The following is a 15,831-nucleotide window of genomic DNA, read 5'->3' as shown; positions in this document are numbered from 1 at the left end:
GCCAGCTTTCTTAGCTTGCCTTCACTGAAGATGTGAAATACGTCGCAGTTATCATGCGGCCCATCCGTTACCTGCACCACATAGGCGATCACATCGTTTTGCTGCAGCGCGATCAGCGCGTCTTCGAGCGTCGATTCGCTGTGCTGGTCGTCCGAGAGCGCAACGATCAGCAGCGCTTTGCGCCCCGTCTCCCGCTTTAGGTAATGAAATATCGAGAAGCGCACTGAGTCAGAGAGGCGAGCCGGGCGGTCACGGTTGCGTTGCGGAGTCGGAACGCCGGGGAGCTGAACACCCGGGATCGGCATGCGCGGACCGGGAAACGGAATGCGTCCTGCGGGCAGAGAAACCTCCACCGGACCAGTCGCGCGAATCGTCTGCGCCTGGTCTTTCAGCAGCGCTACGTCAGAGGTTGGCACCTGCAGCGTCTCAATGCGATTGGCATAGCTCACCAGGAAAGCCAGATCGGTTGGCCTGACTACGCGTTCGACGAACATGCCGGTTGCCTCCGCCTCAAACGCCAGCGTGGCCGGCGTGCTGGTGCCGGTATCCAGCAGGACGCCGACGTTCAGCGGCACATCCGAATGGTGCGAGAAGAACTTGATGGTTTGCAGCCGGCCGTCTTCACGCACTTGAAACTGCTGCTGGTCAAGATCGTCGCGCAGGCGCTTGTGCGAATCGCGCACGGTGAAGTACACGGAGACGAGGTTTACATCGGATGTCAGCGTTGTGTCTTTGTTTTGGGCACTCTCCTGCGCGCGTGCAGGTGAAAAGACGAGCAAAAAGGTGGCGCAGAAGATTGGGACAAAAGCGAGGCGAGGCAGGCGGCGCATGGTTCCTCCTACCGGTCATATCCAGCTGTTCGGTGCTAACCCACAAAACTTGAGAAAGATTCGCTAAAAATCGGAACCGTCGGCGGTCGGGGTCCCCAGCGAGCGCTTTGTCGTCCTGAGCGAAGCCGAAGGATCTTGGGTTTGGTTTTGGCTGCTTGTCCGCCGCGGCGGACTGGGGTGAAGGTAGCCGATGGGTGGGCGACGGTGACCCGCCGTGCGCCTGTTGGTCTGTCCCAGTGTCTTCAGGGCATTCAGAGTTCCTTCGATATACTAGTCACGCATGGATATTGAGGGCATCATTGATGACATCCAGCAGCTGGAGGAGCTGTTCGAAGCTCCCGATATTAGACCGTTCAGCGCACACGATATCTCTGCTGCAAACCGAAGGCACGATGAAGCACTCGCGTCCAGCCCATGGTTCCGACTGTGGCAGCACTTCGGAGTCTGCTGCCGACCTGAGACTCCGGTGATTCGACTACCGGAATAGGAGACCAGGGAAAATAGCAGACAGACGAGACGTTTTCTTTGCCAAGCCAGATTGGGAAACGTTCCGTACTACCGATCCTGATCCTGCACCAGCGGCAGTTGCGAGACTACCTGGAGTTCCAGCATCATGGCGATGCGCCGGTCTAATTGGATGAACGTTGCTGTCTTTTTTCCATCCAGCACCTTGGCCACGATCGGCACGTACTTCTGCCGTAATTGGGTTGTCTGAATGTCAAAGTCCGCCCATTGCCGGATAAGCAACAGCGACTGCTCATTAGTTAATTTCCCCCAATTGTCAGCATAGTCTTGAATCACCGCGAACTTCTTGTCGTTGATCGCAATCAACTCGGCCACATACTGGTCGTAAACCGGCCAGAACTTCGCCGCTTCCGCATCCGACAGTTTCAAGTTGGCCGCAATCAGTTGTTTTCTTTGCGAACGAAGATCTTTCCGCAACAGATTTATATCGCGATCGCTGATCACGTGATCAGTGTTCTCTTTTGGCGAAGTCGTCTGGGCCCGCGCCGTCGCGCCGCTTAGTGTCCACAATCCCGCTAACAGTGCTAACGCCACCAGTTTGTTCACGCGACTACCCTCCTGGAAAAGCTGTAAGTGCCTGAGGAAGCGAAAAGCATACACCCGCGCGGCGGTGCCATCGTCCCGTTTGTTTTCTGCACATGCTGGAAACGTGGGCGAGTTCCAGGTGCAACTGGGAAGAGAGCAGAGCCATCAAAACAAACACTTTAGGGTGGGCCTTGAACGCGCGGCACTAGCAGAAATGACAGAATTGGGAGGTCGGCTAAGGCAGCAGCCAAACAGCCGCAACTCCATTCCAAGCTCCGACACGCGCGGGAGTTGGCCTGTTTGACGAAAGCTTAGTGCTGTAGCGGTGGCGTCGACTTTGCTGCCAGGTGAAACCCTTCCGCGTCAGGAAGGCGCAGCATGAATCCCCATCCGTAGAAGTTGTTTGCGATTGCCACTGCGACCTCATTGTCGCCCGCTTCCAGAGGCAATGTGAAGGAACCATTCTCGAGTGAACATCGCGCGTCGGGAAATTTTCTGGCTCCTTCCTGCTCCCACAGATTTTTGTCGGCGTACTGCAGTTTCCCATTCACGAATACCCACACTTCGCGCGTCCATCCGATATCTACTTTCCTCTCCTGTTTCCTGTCGGAAGTTATCGTGGTCTTCAGCCAGGCTACGGCTCGGTTCGGCTCGGGCAAAGGCCGGCCATACTCGCGGCTGATATTTACCAGCCCGTTCCGCTCCGTGCTGATTGTCTTCCACTCCTGCGAAGCACCGGGCATGTCGTGATAGACGGGATCCTTACCGTTCGGCAGCGAGGAAAAAGTTGAGAGACGCCAGTTCCGAATCAGGCCGCGATCCGCGTCGGTGGGATCTTTGGCCGCCTCCGGGGGAAGACCGTCGACGGCATCGGGAGTGATCACGATGTTTGCGAAAGTGCCGGGTCCCTCCAGGTGTAGCCCCCCTTTCATCGCGTCTCCTTCTAACCTTCCGACCTCGAGCGTGGGCGATGTGGCATCGTTCACGAAAACATTCATGCGCCGGCCGGATACGACCATCTTGATGTGGTTCCACCCGTTCTCCCGGAGCGCCGCCCGCGTTTGATATTGCGGGAACAGGTCCCATAACAGGACACCATGAGTCTGCGGCGTGTATTGTATGCAGGCATGAAAGGCCGGACAGGCCGGATCAGGCCGGAGGTATACGAGCTCGAAATTCTTTTCGTCTTGCTCTCGAAAAGCTATTCCGGGTGCGCCCCGCCCAATCGTATTTACGTCGAACTCGATGGTTCCATTGCTGAACGTGATGCCTTTCAGTACGGCATGGCCGCTGTTCAGTCGCATCAAGCCGTGATAAAAGCCCAGTTGGCGGAAGAACTCCGCGTTTTCCTTCGTCTCCCAACGATCGGCCGTCATGGCGATCGTGATCGGTTCCGCTGCTTTGGCAATCGGAAGTGCTGACAGGAAGAAGAGTACGCAGAACGCCATCCTTTTCAGCGCGGCTTGGCTACGCTTCATTGGAAATTGCTCCTTATTGGAATTTCTTCCCACCCCAGCAACAAACAGCCAGAACAAAACACAGGATCCTTCGGCAGCCTCAGAGCCTGCCCTGAGCTTTCGAAGGGATGACAAGTTGGCGGGGACCCCGGTCTTCGGCGGTTAGACGTAGCGGTTCTCCCGAAGTTTGAGCAAATTGCGGGATGAAACGTCGGACAAATCGGGGACGGGGAAAGGGAAGACAACGGACCAACATCAGATCCTTTCCGCTCCGCCGCGGCGGACTCAGGACGTAACAGCCAAGCAACGGCAACAGCTAGAGCGAACACGAAGGTCACGAAGGAAACGGCGAACACCGCGCGGCGGGCCATCGTCAACTTCACCCATCCGCTACCGCGAACGGTTCTGACTTTAATTTCCACAGCGAGCGACGGTAAGAACCTTGACTCTTTCCAGCGAGTCGCGGTACCACGGAAGAGGAGATCGACAATCGCTTCGCAGCTTCGTGGTCCGGAGCTTCGCAGCTTGGCTCCGCTTACAAGAAAGGGAGGCGCAGAACGATGAGGGTCCTATGCTTCACGAGTCCTGGCATTCACTGCAATTTCACTGTTAATTCACTGCCCCTCTCCGGTACCCCCAGTGTTTATGCGGGTTTTATGCAGCGGAAGAAATTCACTGTTATTTTCGCTGATAAATTCGCTGTTAATTCACTGTTAGCCTCCTGATCAGTGAATTAGCAGTGAATTTGAAGTCGCTGCCGGCGTGATGACATCAGTTCCTCGAAAAGAACCGGGAGCCGTGCCCCGTATCTTGCCACGTGTGCTCCAAACAACTCTGGACGCACCCGTTAGAGAGTCACGCCCCGTCCGCAGTGTGGAAACGTACAACATTGGCGTTCGGTTCTTACTTCACCCGATGATCCGATCGCCCGATCGCCGGGTCCCCGGCAAGCGCCGATGTTGCGGTTGCAGGGGTGGAGGTCACCCGATTTCTTTTTCTCCCTGTACACTGCTGAACGAGACGAATGGCGCATTCTCTGGCGTTTTGGATCGGATTCAATCTCTTCGTTTTGGCCATGTTGGCCCTGGATCTTGGGCTCCATCGGCGCTCGCCGGTAATGGGCTTCAAAGCGGCGATGGCTTGGACCGGATTTTGGATACTCCTTGCAGCCGCTTTTGCTGGGTTAGTTTTCTTCCAATATGGACGGACCCCAGCGCTCCAGTTCATTACCGGCTATGTGGTGGAAGAGTCTCTTAGCATCGATAACCTCTTTGTCTTTTTGGTCTTGTTCCGCTACTTCCGCGTTCCCCGTGAATACCAGCACAAAGTCCTGTTGTGGGGCGTGCTTGGGGCGCTGGTCATGCGACTTGCTTTTATTCTGTTAGGCGTCTCGCTTCTGGAGCGATTCGAATTTCTTATCTACGTCTTTGGAGCCATCCTGGTTTACAGCGGCATCGGGCTTTTGCGGAACAGCGAACCTGATGTCGATCCCGACAAGAATCTGGTGTTGCGGATTTTTCGAAAATTCTTTCCCATCGTTCCGGAGTTTGAAGGCAGTAAGTTCTTCGTGCGGCGGGAAGGACGCAGAATGGCTACCCCCCTGTTCCTCGCCCTGCTTGTAGTCGAGACCACCGATCTCATCTTCGCAGTCGACTCCATTCCAGCCATACTGGCCATTACTCGCGACGCCTTCATCGTGTACACGTCAAACGTCTTCGCGATTCTGGGGCTGCGCTCTCTGTATTTTGCTTTGGAGCACTTCTTTTCTCTGTTTCGCTTTCTGCATTACGGGCTCGCGATTGTCCTAATGCTGGTCGGACTCAAGATGCTGACCTCTCACTTCTACGAGCCACCACTCAGCATTACGCTTGGAGCAGTAGTGCTGATTTTGGCCGCGTCAGTAGGAGCGTCGCTGATCTGGCCGGAGAAGGAGACCGTGCGGGAGTCCTAAGGGCGTTTTCACCACGGAGACACGGAGGCACGGAGAACTACTAGAGGGAGTAAACCCTGGAAGGCGATTCTTGCCCACCGTTAGAAAGGCAGCTCGGCTTTTACCGATTGTCGCGGTTCTCCGTGACTCCGTGTTGAAAACGCCGTTCTAGATCTGCGGCGCTGACGCGCCGGTGGCGAGCTCGCGGAGTGAATTGAAGATTTCTGTGCGATAGGCCGATTGGGGCGCAAACGCGTCGAGCGAGAGAGTCGCAGTGAAGTGCGGGGACTCGCGACGGAAGGCGATCCTCAGAAATTGGCGTTCAGGGGAGCTCAGCAGATTTGTAATTACTGCCGTAATTTCTTTTTGCCAGTCATTTCGGCTGGTCAAGATAAACGGCGTGGTCTGCTCGAACTCCCAGCCCGGCGCATCGGGAGCAAGATCTTTGCGTGTCCGTGCAAACAGACGATAACTCTCGAGTTCAAGGTTGAACGGCGGAGCCCAATCGAGATCGGCTAGGAACACCGCGGTCTCCTCTTTTTTCTTGAGTTTGCCGAGGAGCCAGTTCAGGGGAAGTTCTCGCGGGATCAAATGCACGTGCAAACTGGCGTTGTGGAAGACGTTGGAGCGCAAACGAAGCGGCACATGGAAACTCGATGAGCCCTCCCACTTGAGGCCGGCAACATGGCCGTGACCGCTGAGGAGGCTCTCAATCCAGCCGAGAACCTCGAAGGCTCTCTGTCTCGATTTGCGCGCGTAGTAGAAGTACCACAGGAAGAGCGCACAAACTCCCATGGTTACGCAGGCGAGGATCAAGCTGAGCATTCCAATAGCATAGATGCCCCAGTCAAGAATGTAGATGTGCGATTTATAACAGTGATCGCCCTGCCAATGCCTCGAAGGCCGCCCGGTAACGTTCGGGAAGCTGGCGCTTTTCCATCTGGGCGTTGACCACAATGTGAGTGGTTTCCGCTTCTGCCAGCACGGCGCCGTCACTTTGGCGCACGATTTCGTATCCGAAGTGCAGCAACGAGCCGCGCAGATTGCGCAGCTCCGTTCGCACCACGATCTCCTCGTCGTAGTACGCAGGCGACTTATAGCGACACCGAGCGTCGACAACCGGCAGATGGCAGTCATCTTCAATTTCCATCTGCTTGTAATTGAATCCGAGCTTGCGCATCAGTTCGACCCGGCCGATCTCCATCCAGATAAAGAAGTTTGAGTGGTACACCACACCCATCTTGTCGGTTTCGGCGTAGCGCACGCGCAGCCGGACCTCATGACTGCTTCGCTGTTGGTGCAATCGGCTCGCCGTCAATGACTGCTCCAACGTGGTTTGCGCTTTTCCAGAAAGGCATTGATCCCTTCGCGGAAGTCGTGCGTCTGCCGGATCCGCGCATTCTCTTCAATCGAGGACTCAAGGCGGCGATCGAGTTCCTCATTGACGGTTTGCGACAGGAGTTCCTTGGTCGCGCGCAGCGAAGCGGGACTATTTTCCATCAGCGTGCGCGCAAGTTCGTAAGAGCGAGGCAAGAGGCGGTCGGGATCAACGATTTCATTCACCAGTCCGAGGCGAAGGGCCTCGTCTGCGGCAAAGATGCGCCCAGTCAGCAGCAGATCACGCGCGTGCTTCTCCCCCACTTGTCGCACGAGGAAGTTCGAGACGATTGCTGGGACGAATCCGATGCGAACTTCGGTGTAGCCGAACTTTGCTTCCTGAGTGGCGAGAGTGAAGTCGCAAATTGTCGCGATTCCCGTGCCTCCGGCAATGGCAGCACCGTTCACCGCAGCAATCGTCGGCTTGGGAAAATCATAGATGGAACGGAATAGCCGCGCCATGGTGCGAGAATCTTCAACGTTCTGCTCCGGAGTTCTGCCGATCAGTGATTTGAGATTCTCCAGATCCATGCCCGAGCTAAATGCCTTGCCTGCGCCGGTGATGATCAGCACCTGGGATGCAGACTTCTCGACGGCCTCGAGCGCCTTTTGCAGGTCGGCGATTAGCTCGTAGCTGATAGCGTTGCGCTTGTCAGGACGATTCAGCGTGAGCAGAGCGATCCCTTCGCTCTCACTGAGTATTAGCGTTGCGAAATTCATTGGATTTGGGTGGATAGTGAACCGGCTCCGATCAATTGCGACATTTTCAGGACGTTATCGAGAGACTTGCGAATGGGAACCTCCTCGCCCAGCTCTCTCAGTGTTTCCAATACAACTTCCGTCGGAAGATTTCCCACGAGTTCATCTTGAGCAAACGGGCATCCTCCGAGTCCGCCGAGAGCCGAATCGAAGCGGCGGCAACCGGCATTGTACGCGGCCTTGATCTTCTCTTTTGCCTGAGCGGGGCGGCTGTGCAGGTGCACGCCGATTTCGAGATGTTTGAAGCGTTCGATCACAGGGCTCACAAGATCGGCCGCTTGCTGCGGGGAGGCCAGTCCAACAGTATCGGCAAGAGAAATTTGCTCGATCTGCATTTCCGAAAGCAGATCGACAGCTTCCACCACCTCATCCACGTTCCACAAGTCCCCGTACGGATTGCCAAAAGCCATAGAGATGTAAACGATAAGGTTGAGCCCCGCATCACGCGCCTTCTGCTCGATGTTCTCCAGCACGTCGATGGCTTCTTCGAGAGATTGATTCTGGTTGTTCTTGAGGAACGTCGGAGAAATGGAATAGGGAAATCCGAGAGTCCGAACCGCGTCCGTGGCAATGGCGCGATCTGCGCCTTTTTCGTTCACAACGATGCCAATAATCTCGACATCATCGGGCGGATCTAGATCCTTGAGGACTTGCTCGGAATCGCTCATTTGCGGAACGGCTTTCGGCGAGACAAAGGAAACCGCGTCGATATGTTTGAAGCCGGCGCCGATCAGAGCGCGCATATAGTGCACTTTAGTATCGGCTGGGACTTGGTGTTTGAGTCCTTGCCAGGCATCGCGCGGGCATTCGATAAGCTTGACCGGCGTTTTCGTTGTCATTCGGAGCCGCCGATTTTGCGGCGAAGAATCCCTACGCAGACCCATACTGCTTGGGCCCTGTAGGGATTCCTCGCTACGCTCGGAATGACAAGGGCAGTCACGTCTGTAATACCCCTACATTGAACTTCGGAATATCTGGATTTAGCGATGCGGCTTCCAATGCGGCAATCAAGACGTCTCGCGTCTCCAGCGGATCGATGATCTTGTCGATCCATAAGCGGGCAGCACCATACCTGGGATCCATCTGCTCGTCGTATGTACTCTTCACCGATTCATACAGCTCTTTCTTCTCGGCGTCGCTCAATTTCTTTCCGCCGCGTTCGAGCTGCTTGATCTTGATCTCGACCAGAGTGCCCGCAGCCGATGCTCCACTCATGACGGCGTAGCGAGCGGTGGGCCAGGCAAATACGAAGCGGGGATCGTAAGCCTTGCCACACATTGCGTAGTGGCCCGCGCCAAAAGATCCGCCAATAATCACAGTGATTTTAGGTACGACAGAATTGGAGACCGCGTTCACCATCTTCGCGCCGGCACGGATGATGCCACTCCACTCGGCGTCGCGTCCGACCATGAAGCCGTTTACGTCGTGAAGGAAGACGAGTGGCACGAGGTTCTGATTGCAGTCCATGATGAAGCGGGCTGCCTTCTCTGCCGATTCGGTATAGATCACACCACCGAACTCGATTCGCTTCTCGCCCGAGTGCTTGTCCAGGTCCTGGACGTGTGTCTTTTGGTTGGCGACGATGCCCACGGCGAAGCCGCCGATGCGTGCGTATCCACAGAGCACCGTCTTGCCGTATTCGGCCTTGTATTCATCAAAGCGGCTGTCGTCAACGATGCGTCCTATGATCTCTTTCATGTCGTACGGTCGCGCAGGATCTGCATCAACTATCCCTAGCAATTGTTCTTTGGGCAGACGAGACGATTGCGGCTCAATGCGGCTGAAGGGTGCAGAAGGGCGCGTACCCATCTTTTCGACTAGAGTTCGGATTCGGGAAATGCAGCTTTCATCGCTGGGTTCGCGGAAATCTACGGTGCCCGAAATTTGGGCATGCATCTTCGCCCCCCCGAGTTCCTCGGGCGTGTACTTCATTCCAATGGCAGCTTGCACGAGAGCCGGTCCGGCCAGAAAGAGGCCGCTGCCTTCGGTCATCAGGATGTGATCGCACATTACCGGCAGATATGCCCCGCCTGCCACACACATTCCCATAATGGCAGTGATCTGCGGAATCCCCATCGCCGACATAACTGCGTTATTGCGAAAGACGCGACCAAAATCGTCGGTGTCAGGGAAAACATCCTCCTGCAGCGGGAGAAACACACCTGCAGAATCGACGAGATAGATCGTCGGAATGCGGTTTTCTATAGCGATGTTTTGCACCCTGATCACCTTCTTCGCGGTCATGGGAAAGAAGGCGCCAGCTTTTACGGTAGCGTCGTTCACGATCAGCATGAACAGGCGTCCCTGAACACGCGCCAATCCCGTAACTACTCCCGCGCTCGGAGCTCCGCCCCATTCCTCGTACATCCCGTGTGCCGCATAGCTTCCCAGCTCAAGCAGCTCGGTGCCCCGATCAACGAGCAGTGCAATGCGCTCGCGCGCAGTGAGACGTCCCTTACCGTGTTGAGACTCGATTGCCTTGGCTCCGCCGCCTTCGCGAATCTTCTCCTGTTCACGAGCAATAGTTGTGACTAGATCCGCCATTGCTCGCGCGTTCTTCTGAAAGCGCGGTGAACTGGGATCGAGAGCTGAGGTGATTACGCTGTTCGGCGTGGATGTGACAGGGCTTTGTGCCATTGGGCTGCGCGAAGAAACTCTCTAGAGTAACAAACCAGCGTAGGAATCGGGTGATCGGGGGAAGTAAGAACCAGAAGCTTTCGACCTCGGCTTTCGATGTTCGGCCTGCAGCAATTGTGAGTCGTAATCAGTTCAAATTCGAGTGGACTTCGAGCGGACCAAAACCGTCGCCAGCTGAAAGCTCTCGGTTTTTACTTCACCCGATCACCCGATCACCCGATTCCTACGCTGGGATTCCGCGCGGCTTCACATTGGCGCGAATGAAGGTCACGATCTGGTCCATCGAGGTGCCCGGCCCGAAAATGCCGGTTACTCCGTGCTGATTGAGAAAGGGAATATCTTGTTCCGGAATGGTACCGCCGAGGACGATCAGCACATCGTCCATCTGCTTCTCTTTCATCAGAGAGACGACTCTGGGGACGATTGCGTTGTGGGCCCCCGAAAGAATTGAGAGTCCGATCACATCGACGTCTTCCTGCAGCGCGGCGGTGACGATCATCTCCGGAGTCTGCCGCAGACCGGTGTAGATGACCTCCATGCCGGCATCGCGCAGGGCGCGGGCGATTACCTTGGCGCCGCGATCGTGGCCGTCGAGTCCTGGTTTGGCGACGAGGACGCGAATCTTCTTAGCAGTTTCAGAGGGCATGAGCAAACTGGTGATTATAGCGAACTAGTCAGGGCTAATCGTGACACAGGCATCTTCGCCTGTAATTGAGATTGGCAGAGCAGCCGAGGACGGCTGTGCGACAGGGGTCACACGGTTTAAATAACCACATCCAGTGAGCGCCACATGTACCAGCTCGCGATCGAGCAGTATGGATGCCAGCTCTTCGCCAGACGCTCCATCGTTCGCGGCTTCGGCATCACCTTCATGCCATATGCGTTACGCATCGCGGCTCGTACTCCGTAATCACCAGTGGGAAGAATGTCGGGCCGACGCAGCGCGAACATCAGAAACATATGAGCAGTCCACTGGCCGATGCCCTTCACTTGGGTGAGTTCCGCGATGATTTCTTCATCTTTCATTTGCGGAAAACGCTCGAACTCGACGACTCCATCGCGAGTCTTTCGCGCAAGATCGCGAATGTACGTTAGCTTCTGCCTCGAAAGTCCAACAGCTCGCATTTGCGTAGGACGAAGCTTGAGTATCGAATCGGGAGTGATCTCGCCGCCAGCCTTGTCCACCAAGCGGTCGAAGATCGTTCGCGCCGCTTTTCCGTGAAGCTGCTGAAAGACGATCGATCGCACGAGCGCACGGAATGTTGGCTCGTGATACTGCATCGCGTATGCACCTACACGCTGAATGATCGCGCCGAGCACTGGATCAGCAGACCGCAAGTGTGCGAGCGCCTGATCATAGGATGGCTCCTGGTCAGTAGAGAGAGGCGACCCGTTCGTTGCAGAAAGTTGCTTCTTGGCGGCGGTTTTCACAAGTCCAGATTTTACTGGAGTGGCTCCAGCCCAATTGTGAAGTCGTCCCAGACTACGTGGATTGCTAACTTGAGCCGACAGTCACGTGGTCGGAGATTTTCTGGTACTCGTTCGCGGTAATCGCGCCTTTCCTCACGACATCCCGAGGCTGCTGGTACGGCCGGTCGGCGATGATCGCGTTTGCCCGTGCTTCATCGATTCCTGGTAGTCCCATTAGTTGAGCCTTATTCCCGCTGTTCAGGTCTACTAGGGATGAGTTCTCATCGTTAAGCCCTTCTTTTACGCCCTGAGCCGCGGCGGTGATTTGAGTCTGCGCGACGGCGGCGCCCTTTTTGATATTTCCGGCAGCTTCACGGCTCTGTTGCTTCAATTCTTCAGTGGTTTTGGCTGCCTGCTGCCGCGTGGTCCCGGGATCGTTCGAACAAGCGATACCACCAATCGCGAGAGCGAATGCGAGAGTGAAAGAAAAATTCGTACGCATGGAGATTCTCCTCCAGGATTGGGAGGACGAACCGTTGTGAATAGTTGCTCAAAGACTCTGAGCATTAAGAGCAGCACTGATTCGGTGCATCCACGACACCTGAACGAAGTGCATCCTAATAAGAAGCGGTTGTAGCGATGAGCACAAAAACACTTTTCTTGATTGGCATCATTTTCGTGGCTCTAGGGCTGTTGTCGTTTGTCGTTAAGGTTCCGCACGCGGAACAAGCGCAGTTTCAGTCCGGCAGCATCACGCTTGGTGTATCGGGCACGGAGCCGCGGCGCTTCCGGTGGGAGTTGGAGGAACATTTATTATTGGTGGGCTGGCGCTGATGGTAGTGGGTTGTCGCGAGCACACGCCCTGAACTACTGCGACTGCACAATCATCCCTGGTATCTCGCGGCGATCCCTATAAATAGCGTTCTTGGCCGGCACTTCTCCCACTGCATCCACATTCAACGTGTATTGTCCGAGGGGCAGGCTGGAATCGAATTTCAGATCGGGAGTTTCCACACCCTTGGGAAGGGTCAGGCGCTCGTAGCGTAAGGCAAAGGCCTTCCCATATTCGTTTACGGCCACGACAATGACGACCAGGTCAACGTCGTCTTTGCTGCCATTTTTCACGCGCACCGCGCCAGCCATGTGGTCGAGCGAGATATGCGGACGGTCGGTCCAGCGAATTGCGAGCAGTGGCCCAGGATTGCTGACCATGAGCTTGGTGATCGTTAAAGGTGGTTCCGAAGAGTCGGAGACCTGCACCAAGACGGAGAACTGAGCGTCAGATTGCGGTGTGCCGAAGATGACTCCGCGCGCACTGTCCAATGTAAGGCCGTGCGGCAACGATTGCTGCAGGATCGTCCATTGATAGGGCGGCTTGCCTCCAACAACTCTCATCTCCGCCTTGTATTCCACTCCGATCTCGGGCGGCGGCAGGTTCGACGTCACGATCTGGAAGGGACGGCCGCTCGGCGGCGCCTGGGCACATACCGTGGGGTTGGAGAGCATCCAGATCGAGCCGGCACATAGGATTAGGATCCAGGCATTGCGCATGGATTAACTATAGAAGCTGGGAGGAAATCGATCAGCTATAAGCAAAGAACAGCGACAATTACAGCCAATATTTTCGAACTTCGATCGCAGATCCACGAATTCTGCCCAAAATCCGCAAATTTTGCTCGAAACCAGCGAATTAACAGGGAATTGTCTAAATCTCTACCTAACCTGAATCGATCTAGGGGCTTAGCGCGGTTTAGCGCGGGATTCAGAAAAGTAACAGCGAACGAAAAAACGAAGATCAGGGAAGGTCGGACCGGTAAGCCCTTCTGTCCTCTCTATTCCTCGCGCAACAAATCCATCGGATGAATTGCCAGCGCTCTTCGCGCCGGGATTGAGGCCGAAAGTAGTCCAACCAGGGCCATGGTGACCACCACTCCGAGCAACACCAGCGGGTCGGCGGCAGAAGCGTGATAGACGATGCTAGCCAGCACCTTCGTCGCTGCCACTCCAAGTAAGAGTCCAGTCAGCGAGCCCATCAGGAGAAGGAGTACGGTTCGTGTGAGCGCGGCACGAAGCACCTGCACCTGCTGAGCGCCCAGAGCCACACGAATCCCGAGTTCCCGCATCCGTTTGCTCACGGTGTAAGAGGCAAGTCCGAATAAGCCGGTAACAGCGAGGACGATCGCGAGCGAGCCGAAAACGCTAAGCGCTACCGTGGCTGCGACTGCCGGCAGCATCATGAAGCTCAGCGAATCCTGCCAGCTATTCAGGTTAAACATCGGAATACTCGGATCGATGCGATAGATGGCTTCGCGAATCGCGGGGATCATCTGCTGTGAGGCCAAAGTCGAGCGCAGCACCAACACCGTCGACGTATTGGGCGATTGCAGAATCGGATAAAAGATGGCCGGTCGCGGTTCTTCCGCCAGGAGCTCATATTTGCCCTGTTCCACGACACCAACGATCTCCCATGGTTGTTTCCCGTGAGATCGGAATCGTTTCCCGACGGCCTGCTCCGTGCCGAACATTCTGCGAGCAAATACCGCATTCACGATCGCAACCTTCGGCGAATGCTCGTCGTCATGCCATGTGAACTCGTGTCCTGTCAGCATTCGCGTGCCGCAAGCAACGAAGTACCCGGGCGATACCTGGTAGTAGCTGGCGTGGAATTTCTGCGCTGACGCGCGGAACTCAGTTATGGTCTCGTCAAACACGCTAGTGCTCGACTGATCGAGCGCGAGTGGCGTAGTGCTGCCAAACGCCGCCGTGGTAACGCCCGGCATGCGCGACACAGTGTCCAACAGGAGTTTCTGTACCGCCGGCACCTGCTCATCGGTGTACCCCGCCAGATGCAGATCGAAAATGGCGAGCGTTGTGCCTCGCGGATCGAATCCCAACGGCGTAGTGAGCGCGCGCTGTAATCCGCGCAGCGAGACAAAGCATGCAGTCACGAGCAAGCAGCAGACTGCGATCTGTACGCCGAGTAATACATCGCGCAGCGCCAGACGCCCGGTGCCTACTGCTGTGCCACTTCCAGCCCGAAGGACCTGGTTCGGATCAGTGCGCCAAATCTGTCTTACTGGCATGCAGCCGAAGATCAGTCCCGTCGCAATCGAGACCAGGAATGCGAACAAATAGAGTTTGCGGTCCGGCTGCACGAGAAACTGAAGCGGGAAGTCGGCCACCGGTCTCCAGCGGCTGAGGAACTGGAGCAATACCGCCGACAAAGACAGAGCTACGATACCGCCGGCGATCGCCACTACGACCGATTCCACGACGAGCTGTCGCAGAATTCGCGATCGGCTTGAACCAAGCGCAACCCGGATGGAAAGCTCGCGTGCGCGATCTGCGGTGCGCGAGGCGAGTAGCCCTCCAAGGTTCGTGCAGGCTGCGAGCAGCACGAGGACAGCAAGCAACATGACCCCAAACATGAATCCCCGAACCGGTCCTCCGAGCATGTCACCCAGAAGTCCCGGCCGGCTTAGGCGAAAGCTCAAGTGTTCGTCGCTTGCCGGATATTCGCGCGCAAGCTGCGCGGCGATGTTGTTGAGATTCGCTTCGGCCTGCACCCTAGTGATTCCGGGTTTGAGTCGTCCAACAACCCAGGCATTGGAGTCGTTGCGCCGCTTGATCCAGTTGTATCCCTCGATCTGCTGCTCGTTGAGAATAGGAAGCCACACTTCGGGCCAAAAGAACTTCTCGGTTCCATAGAAGCTAGCCGGCGCCACCCCAATTACGTTGTACGGCTGTTTGTTAATCCGCACGGTGGCGCCAAGAATTCGTGGGTCTCCGTTAAACCGCGACTTCCAGCAGGCGTAGCTCAGAACGACTACTTCGGCGGCATGATCGCCACGTTCGTCGCCCGGCGACAGGAATCGGCCCAATTCGGGACGCACACCGAGCGTCTCAAAATAATTTCCCGTGACCTCGTATCCCCATACCGGCTGCGCAAGGTTCGACGCTTCAAGACCAATGCGGGCGACTCGAGTCGCCGCAATTCCGGAAAAGACACTGTTTCGTTCCCGGACGTCGAGGTAATCGGGAAACGAGTTGCTCATCTCCCCCTGCCCGCCGTGCTGGAGCGTGTACACCTGCTCGGGATTCGGGACTGGAAGCGGATTCAGCAGCAGCCCGTTCATGACGCCGAAAACAACGACGTTCGCTCCGATTCCCACCGCAAGCGTGAGAAGAGCAGTCATAGCGAAGCCTGGCGACTTTAGTAACTGGCGAAGGGCGTAGCGAACATCCTGAAGAATGTTTTGCATGGCATTGGTGTGGACAAATCCAATGAAGCTGAGGCATTTTCCACGCCAGATATCACCGCAGTTCGGTGCTAATCAGACTGGCGATTTCTGGATTCTTCAGGCCATTCGAGTCCCATTCT

Annotated in this window: 15 protein-coding genes; 2 read left to right on the top strand and 13 right to left on the bottom strand. The window is 56.0% G+C overall.

Going from position 1 to position 15,831, the window contains the following annotated elements; translation table 11 throughout:
- From VNX88_08800 to VNX88_08790, 3 genes are all read right to left on the bottom strand, one after another.
- Window positions 1-830, bottom strand: an 830-nt coding sequence (locus tag VNX88_08800) for a VWA domain-containing protein (protein ID HWY68749.1), incomplete at its 3' end; no start/stop codon positions are given.
- A 555-nt stretch (window positions 831-1,385) separates the two neighbouring features.
- Window positions 1,386-1,901, bottom strand: a complete 516-nt coding sequence (locus VNX88_08795) for a hypothetical protein (GenBank protein HWY68748.1) — start codon at window positions 1,899-1,901, stop codon at window positions 1,386-1,388.
- 290 nt (window positions 1,902-2,191) lie between these two features.
- Window positions 2,192-3,358 (bottom strand): hypothetical protein, encoded by a 1,167-nt coding sequence (locus VNX88_08790; protein HWY68747.1) that lies wholly within the window; start codon window positions 3,356-3,358, stop codon window positions 2,192-2,194.
- A gap of 1,003 nt (window positions 3,359-4,361) precedes the next feature.
- On the opposite strand from VNX88_08790, the gene VNX88_08785 reads away from it, so the two are divergent.
- Window positions 4,362-5,288, top strand: coding sequence for a TerC family protein (locus VNX88_08785; GenBank protein HWY68746.1), 927 nt, complete (start codon window positions 4,362-4,364; stop codon window positions 5,286-5,288).
- Window positions 5,289-5,435: 147 nt separating this feature from the next.
- On the opposite strand, the gene VNX88_08780 is transcribed toward VNX88_08785, so the two are convergent.
- From VNX88_08780 to VNX88_08745, 8 genes are all read right to left on the bottom strand, one after another.
- A complete protein-coding gene (locus tag VNX88_08780; GenBank protein ID HWY68745.1) occupies window positions 5,436-6,092 on the bottom strand; it encodes a hypothetical protein in 657 nt (218 codons plus the stop codon).
- A 43-nt stretch (window positions 6,093-6,135) separates the two neighbouring features.
- Window positions 6,136-6,585 (bottom strand): thioesterase family protein, encoded by a 450-nt coding sequence (locus VNX88_08775; GenBank protein ID HWY68744.1) that lies wholly within the window; start codon window positions 6,583-6,585, stop codon window positions 6,136-6,138.
- Entirely contained in the window at window positions 6,582-7,364 is a 783-nt protein-coding gene (locus tag VNX88_08770; GenBank protein ID HWY68743.1) for an enoyl-CoA hydratase-related protein, read from the bottom strand. The genes VNX88_08775 and VNX88_08770 overlap by 4 nt, the downstream gene beginning before the upstream one ends.
- Window positions 7,361-8,242, bottom strand: coding sequence for a hydroxymethylglutaryl-CoA lyase (locus VNX88_08765; GenBank protein ID HWY68742.1), 882 nt, complete (start codon window positions 8,240-8,242; stop codon window positions 7,361-7,363). Before VNX88_08765 ends, VNX88_08770 begins: the two co-directional genes overlap by 4 nt.
- Before the next feature lie 97 nt (window positions 8,243-8,339).
- Window positions 8,340-10,040: an acyl-CoA carboxylase subunit beta gene (locus VNX88_08760; GenBank protein ID HWY68741.1), complete on the bottom strand. Its 1,701-nt coding sequence runs from the start codon at window positions 10,038-10,040 to the stop codon at window positions 8,340-8,342.
- A 223-nt stretch (window positions 10,041-10,263) separates the two neighbouring features.
- The gene (locus VNX88_08755; protein HWY68740.1) at window positions 10,264-10,686 is read right to left on the bottom strand and encodes a cobalamin B12-binding domain-containing protein; all 423 of its coding nucleotides are present in this window, start codon (window positions 10,684-10,686) and stop codon (window positions 10,264-10,266) included.
- Window positions 10,687-10,802: 116 nt separating this feature from the next.
- A complete protein-coding gene (locus tag VNX88_08750; GenBank protein HWY68739.1) occupies window positions 10,803-11,471 on the bottom strand; it encodes a DNA-3-methyladenine glycosylase in 669 nt (222 codons plus the stop codon).
- 64 nt (window positions 11,472-11,535) lie between these two features.
- On the bottom strand, window positions 11,536-11,952 hold the full coding sequence (locus VNX88_08745) for a helix-hairpin-helix domain-containing protein (GenBank protein ID HWY68738.1): 417 nt from the start codon (window positions 11,950-11,952) through the stop codon (window positions 11,536-11,538).
- Between the two features lie 137 nt (window positions 11,953-12,089).
- Between VNX88_08745 and VNX88_08740 the strand changes: the two genes are divergently transcribed.
- Entirely contained in the window at window positions 12,090-12,284 is a 195-nt protein-coding gene (locus tag VNX88_08740; protein HWY68737.1) for a hypothetical protein, read from the top strand.
- Between the two features lie 33 nt (window positions 12,285-12,317).
- Here VNX88_08740 and VNX88_08735 read toward each other — a convergent pair whose 3' ends face one another.
- Both VNX88_08735 and VNX88_08730 read right to left on the bottom strand, forming a co-directional pair.
- Window positions 12,318-12,956 carry an Ig domain-containing protein gene (locus VNX88_08735; protein ID HWY68736.1) on the bottom strand — a complete coding sequence of 213 codons (639 nt, stop codon included), beginning with the start codon at window positions 12,954-12,956 and terminating at the stop codon, window positions 12,318-12,320.
- A gap of 326 nt (window positions 12,957-13,282) precedes the next feature.
- On the bottom strand, window positions 13,283-15,712 hold the full coding sequence (locus VNX88_08730) for an ABC transporter permease (protein ID HWY68735.1): 2,430 nt from the start codon (window positions 15,710-15,712) through the stop codon (window positions 13,283-13,285).
- Window positions 15,713-15,831: the final 119 nt, after the last annotated feature.

The sequence above is a fragment of the Terriglobales bacterium genome, assembly GCA_035567895.1.
Taxonomy (GTDB): Bacteria; Acidobacteriota; Terriglobia; order Terriglobales; family Acidobacteriaceae; genus Gp1-AA112.
Note: the sequence above shows the minus strand (reverse complement) of the source record. Positions and strands in the feature narration are given on the sequence as shown.

Coding starts and splice junctions, on each gene's coding strand:
- VNX88_08735 (HWY68736.1), bottom strand. CDS start 12,956: ATGCTCTCCAACCCCACGGTATGTGCCCAGGCGCCGCCGAGCGGCCGT.
- VNX88_08740 (HWY68737.1), top strand. CDS start 12,090: ATGAGCACAAAAACACTTTTCTTGATTGGCATCATTTTCGTGGCTCTA.
- VNX88_08770 (HWY68743.1), bottom strand. CDS start 7,364: ATGAATTTCGCAACGCTAATACTCAGTGAGAGCGAAGGGATCGCTCTG.
- VNX88_08730 (HWY68735.1), bottom strand. CDS start 15,712: ATGCAAAACATTCTTCAGGATGTTCGCTACGCCCTTCGCCAGTTACTA.
- VNX88_08765 (HWY68742.1), bottom strand. CDS start 8,242: ATGACAACGAAAACGCCGGTCAAGCTTATCGAATGCCCGCGCGATGCC.
- VNX88_08780 (HWY68745.1), bottom strand. CDS start 6,092: ATGCTCAGCTTGATCCTCGCCTGCGTAACCATGGGAGTTTGTGCGCTC.
- VNX88_08755 (HWY68740.1), bottom strand. CDS start 10,686: ATGCCCTCTGAAACTGCTAAGAAGATTCGCGTCCTCGTCGCCAAACCA.
- VNX88_08745 (HWY68738.1), bottom strand. CDS start 11,952: ATGCGTACGAATTTTTCTTTCACTCTCGCATTCGCTCTCGCGATTGGT.
- VNX88_08790 (HWY68747.1), bottom strand. CDS start 3,358: ATGAAGCGTAGCCAAGCCGCGCTGAAAAGGATGGCGTTCTGCGTACTC.
- VNX88_08760 (HWY68741.1), bottom strand. CDS start 10,040: ATGGCACAAAGCCCTGTCACATCCACGCCGAACAGCGTAATCACCTCA.
- VNX88_08785 (HWY68746.1), top strand. CDS start 4,362: ATGGCGCATTCTCTGGCGTTTTGGATCGGATTCAATCTCTTCGTTTTG.